The organism is Okeania sp. SIO3I5 (genome assembly GCF_010672085.1).
Classification (GTDB): Bacteria; Cyanobacteriota; Cyanobacteriia; order Cyanobacteriales; family Microcoleaceae; genus Trichodesmium.
In genome coordinates this window covers 1-5462 of record NZ_JAAHHT010000163.1, presented here as the reverse complement: position 1 = coordinate 5462, position 5462 = coordinate 1, and the positions used below count along the sequence as shown (strand labels likewise).

The window sequence follows — 5462 nt, the reverse complement described above, 5'->3', positions numbered from 1 at the left end:
TATGGAAAAGAGAAAAATTTTGCTCATCCGGCGCGGGAGCTTCAGCAAATGAAAAGACGATTTCTCTATTCAGTATGGAAAAGAGAAAAATTTTGAGCATCCGGCGCGGGAGCTTCAGCAAATGAAAAGACGATTTCTCTATTCAGTATGGAAAAGAGAAAAATTTTGAGCATCCGGCGCGAGAGCTTCAGCAAATGAAAAGACGATTTCTCTATTCAGTATGGAAAAGAGAAAAATTTTGAGCATCCGGCGCGGGAGCTTCACAACATGAAACGGCTATTTCTCTATTCAGTATGGGGAAGGAAAAATTTTGAGCATCCGGCGCGGGAGCTTCAGCAAATGAAACGACGATTTCTCGATTCAGTATGGAAAAGAGAAAAATTTTGCTCATCCGGCGCGGGAGCTTCAGTCAATGAAACGGCTATTTCTCTATTCAGTATGGAAAAGAGAAAAATTTTGAGCATCCGGCGCGGGAGCTTCAGTCAATGAAACGGCTATTTCTCTATTCAGTATGGGGAAGGAAAAATTTTGAGCATCCGGCGCGGAAGTTTCAGTCAATGAAACGGCTATTTCTCTATTCAGTATGGGAAAGGAAAAATTTTGCTCATCCGGCGCGGGAGCTTCAGCAAATGAAACGACGATTTCTCTATTCAGTATGGAAAAGAGAAAAATTTTGAGCATCCGGCGCGGGAGCTTCAGTCAATGAAACGGCTATTTCTCTATTCAGTATGGAAAAGAGAAAAATTTTGAGCATCCGGCGCGGGAGCTTCAGTCAATGAAACGACGATTTTTCTATTCAGTATGGAAAAGAGAAAAATTTTGCTCATCCGGCGCGGAAGTTTCAGCAAATGAAACGACGATTTCTCTATTCAGTATGGAAAAGAGAAAAATTTTGCTCATCCGGCGCGGGAGCTTCAGCAAATGAAACGACGATTTCTCGATTCAGTATGGAAAAGAGAAAAATTTTGAGCATCCGGCGCGGGAGCTTCAGTCAATGAAACGGCGATTTCTCTATTCAGTATGGAAAAGAGAAAAATTTTGAGCATCCGGTGCGGGAGCTTCAGTCAATGAAACGGCGATTTCTCTATTCAGTATGGGGAAGGAAAAATTTTGAGCATCCGGCGCGGGAGCTTCACAACATGAAACGACGATTTTTCTATTCAGTATGGAAAAGAGAAAAATTTTGCTCATCCGGCGCGGGAGCTTCAGCAAATGAAACGACTATTACTCTATCCGCAATGAAAAATTTCATCCTCTACCTTCTAGAGCTTTAGAAAATGAAAAAAATCTCGCGCCAAAGGATTTTCTGTTGCATCCCCACAATTTTTGTGATATCCTAAAGTTTAGCTGGAGTCGCTCGCCCATACTCTTGACTCATTATTCAACCAAAATTTCTTGCAAAAAGACTTTTTCAGCAAACCCTACCTGCACAAATGTATTTGCTTTTTGCGTAAGTTTCTAATGCCTTTTGAAAACCCTTAAAACTTGCTTGGGATGAAACTGGAATTACTGCTTTTTCTCAGATTATTTTTCTTTTTGGGTAGTCAGAATTATCTCTTGAATTTTCTCTATCCATTCAGTTTCTTAGACGTAGGTTAGGTAGAACAAAGTGAAACCCAACCTACAGTTTTAGCTGTTTCTAAGGTAGTAAAAGAGGAGTTATCTTATCTACTAATTTAAGCACTGGTATAGCAATGTCTCCCATATTTTTTGCAGCATCTTTAAGTCCTTCAAGACTCATTTCATACCATTTACGTCGTGGTTTAGTTTTTGTTGATTCTTTAACAAGAGTTTCTGCATCTTGTGCCATAGTTTCGACTATTTCAGCTTGTTCAGGAGTTGCTTTTTTATTAACTTCATTAATAGCTTTCAACAATTGATCTAACAAACTTTTGATATCGTCATCTACCTTAGCTTCTGCTAAAGTATTAAAACTATTTTCAATATTCAATGATGTAGTTTTGATAATTAATTCGTTCTTTTAATTCACTAAACTTATAGAAGTAAGGTTCCTGAATATTTTGGCAACCCGCACAATTACAAGGAATTAATTTATGATATTTGAGTCGATTATTGTAGGAACTATGAATTTTCTCAAATTCGTGAGTCACAATAGTCATTAAATCTCGTTTTTGCTGCCCAGAAATCCTAATTTTTATTTCTCTCTTACCGTAATATTCAATTACTTCTGCTCTAGCTTGATTTTTCTTGAGAATAACCCCGCTTTTCCAAACATATTTTTGTTCTTCAATATCCTTGTGCATCGCCACAATAAACTGAGTAATAATTCCCTTCGGCATAAATTCGTAAGTGTAACGTAAAATCAAATTATCATTTTCATCCCAGTTATATTCTGGTTTAGCTGCTGTTAGTAATTGAGGTGCAATATAGGTTTGAGAAGTATTAGGAATTTTATAACAGAGTTGAAATTTAATCATTAATTGTAGTAGCTCATCGTGCATATTGGCATATATTGATTCATGCCAAATATCGACTAAATCATCTTTAGTAAATTCGCCAAAATTATCATAAAATTTTGAATTATCCAAAGCTTTATAAACTGCTGCTGTTCCCCATTCTGGTTTGAGAATAACAGTTTTATTTAACAACGGATCTTCCCGAAAATGCAGACAAACTCCCAAGTCATGTAAATAGCCAATTAATTGTAATTTATCCTCATCTTTCTTAAAGCCATTCTCTTCGCAAATAGATAAATATTCTGTCAAACTAATATAGTTACGAGAATCTAATTCTAATGCTTCCCGCACTTTTTTCCAAGTTTTAGGAATAGCATTGCCAATGTGAGGTAAGTTAGTGATGTAATGTTGGATTTCTGTTCTAATTTTTTCTAAATTTCGGTTATTTGCAAGATTGGTATCTAAGATTTCTTTGATATTAGTAAATTGCCCTTGTAATTCCCGTTGATTAATCTCTCGTTTTCGGTCTTGTTTCTCATTTTTGACAATTAATAAAGGGCTATTATTGCTCAACAATTCTACTACATTCAACCAATAATAAAAGTCTGTATCTTCCTTGCGGGTATCAGCAACCAGGATATATAACGAACGTTTGGTTAAGAAAAATTGGTGGGTAGCGTGATAAATTTCTTGTCCGCCAAAATCCCAAATATTCATCTGAAAGTTGTGTTGATTTTTTGTGGGAAAATTCCACTGATGAACATCAATTCCTTTAGTTGTATCTTCATCTCGTAGTTGATAGTCTGGGTTTTGAATTTTATTAGCAAGAGTAGTTTTACCAGCACCCCCTTCTCCAATAATTAGTAATTTTGCTTCATAGATATAGTCTGTTCCTTCTGCTTTTATTTGTTGGAAATATTCTCTAATTGCTTCTATCCCATTTTCAGCAATTTCTATTGGTGGAGTTTCGAGGGGATTACCTCTTAAAGAAAGCTCAGTTAAATTGGTGAGTTTAGTGATTGATTCTGGGATGGTTGTTAATTGATTATAACTTAAAGAAAGCTCAGTTAAATTGGTGAGTTTAGTGATTGATTCTGGGATGGTTGTTAATTGATTATAACTTAAAGAAAGCTCAGTTAAATTGGTGAGTTTAGTGATTGATTCTGGAATAGTTGTTAATTGATTATAAGTTAAAGAAAGCTCAGTTAAATTGGTGAGTTTAGTGATTGATTCTGGAATAGTTGTTAATTGATTATAAGTTAAATTTAATACTTCTAGCTGCTCTAACTCCCAAACCTCAGTAGGAATTTCAGTTAATTCTTTATGATATTCGCTATAAAATTTATTACTTAAGTCTAACTCCTTAAGTTTGTTTTCTTGAGCGTTCTCTATTCTTTCTCGAAAACGTCGCGGTACCTGATTCTGATTATTTCTTTTAGGAGAAGTCATAAATTAATAATGGATAATGGATAATTAACAATGGATAATTAGAGTATTAGAGAGTTAGATAAAAAACTAGAGATTTAAAAAACTCTTTCATTATAAATTATCAATTGTTTAAGAGTTTCATTAACCTCTTTGAGAGCAATAGCCATTTTATGTACAAAGTCCGCACAACTTTCACCGTGTTCAGCATTTTTCATAATTATCAATTATCCATTATTCTAATACCTACAAACCAAAACAATAATTTTCCATAACCATCTACATCTAATACCAAATTCAAAAAAGATACAGCAATTCTTAAATCTATCAGGTAGAGTTTTATATTCCCCCTGCCCCCCCTTTGAAAGGGGGGAGTTTTCAAAGTCCCCCTTACAAAGGGGGATTTAGGGGGATTATAATAGAACACTTTTACCCTCATAAATATTATAAATTCTTACTTCTTATTTATATTCCCCCCTGCCCCCTTTTGAAGGGGGGAAACTTCAAAGTCCCCCTTACAAAGGGGGATTTAGGGGGATTGTAATGAAACACTTTTACCCTCATAAATATTATAAATTCTTACTTCTTATTTATATCCCTCCCTCTTTTGAAAGGGGGGAAACTTCAAAGTCCCCCTTACAAAGGGGGATTTAGGGGGATTGTAATAGAACACTTTTACCCTCATAAATATTATAAATTCTTACCTCCTGACTCCTGACTCCTGACTCCTAAAATTTTATCCCAAAAACTTTTAACTTTACTCATCATCCCTTCAGAATGCCAATCATTTTTTGCCGACTCCAATACATAAGCAGAAACTTTTTCTATCTCTGTTTCAGTCAAACGCTCTTGATAAGCAGACATATTATTTTTACCATTTTTTACTAAATAAGCGATCGCCTCAACAGAATCCAACTTATTTCTTTCCCAAATCTCTATCTTGAAAATTTTCCCATCTAAAAATATTCCCTCCATTCGGATAAAAACCTCAACAATAAATCTGAAAAAATTCTGCCACCCTAATTTTTTCTCTTCGATATCCTGATTAAAAAAACTATCCCAAAAACTTTTAACTTTACTTATCATCCCTTCAGAATGCCAATCATTTTTTGCCTCTTCCAAGACATAACCAGATACAACTTCTATCTCCATTTCTGTCAAACCCTCTTCATAAGCAGACATATTATTTTTCCCGTTTTTTACCAAGTAAGCGATCGCCTCAACAGAATCCAACTTATTTCTTTCCCAAATCTCTATCTTGAAAATTTTCCCCATCTAAAAATATTCCCTCGATTAACATAACAACCCACACAATAATTCTGAAAAAGTTCTGCTACCCTAATTTTTTCTCTTCGATATCCTGATTAAAAAGACTATCCCAAAAACTTTTTACTTTACTCATCATCCCTTCATAATGCCAATCATTTTTTGCCTTAAACAACACATAACCAGAAACTTTTTCTATCTCCATTTCAGTCAAACGCTCTTGATAAACAGACATATTATTTTTCCCATTTTTTACTAAATAAGCGATCGCCTCAACAAAACCCAACTTATTTCTTTCCAAAACCTCTATCTTGAAATTTTTCCCCCATCTAAAAATATTCGCTCTAGTTAGCA

The 5462-nt window shown here is 34.9% G+C and carries 5 protein-coding genes and 1 pseudogene; all 6 read right to left on the bottom strand.

The genetic code is table 11. The features are described 5' to 3' along the window. Positions 1-429: 429 nt before the first annotated feature. Positions 430-681, bottom strand: a complete 252-nt coding sequence (locus tag F6K40_RS27590; RefSeq protein ID WP_293140304.1) for a hypothetical protein — start codon at positions 679-681, stop codon at positions 430-432. A gap of 958 nt (positions 682-1639) precedes the next feature. Beyond that, a complete protein-coding gene (locus F6K40_RS27585) occupies positions 1640-1951 on the bottom strand; it encodes a hypothetical protein (protein WP_293140303.1) in 312 nt (103 codons plus the stop codon). Then, on the bottom strand, positions 1941-3866 hold the full coding sequence (locus F6K40_RS27580; protein ID WP_293140302.1) for a COR domain-containing protein: 1926 nt from the start codon (positions 3864-3866) through the stop codon (positions 1941-1943). The genes F6K40_RS27585 and F6K40_RS27580 overlap by 11 nt, the downstream gene beginning before the upstream one ends. 74 nt (positions 3867-3940) lie before the next feature. Continuing rightward, the gene (locus F6K40_RS27575) at positions 3941-4060 is read right to left on the bottom strand and encodes a four helix bundle protein (RefSeq protein WP_293140301.1); all 120 of its coding nucleotides are present in this window, start codon (positions 4058-4060) and stop codon (positions 3941-3943) included. A 472-nt stretch (positions 4061-4532) separates the two neighbouring features. Continuing rightward, positions 4533-5117, bottom strand: coding sequence for a cytochrome c family protein (locus F6K40_RS27570; protein WP_293140300.1), 585 nt, complete (start codon positions 5115-5117; stop codon positions 4533-4535). A gap of 58 nt (positions 5118-5175) precedes the next feature. Then, positions 5176-5462 (bottom strand): annotated as a pseudogene (locus F6K40_RS27565) (hypothetical protein); the annotation flags it as partial.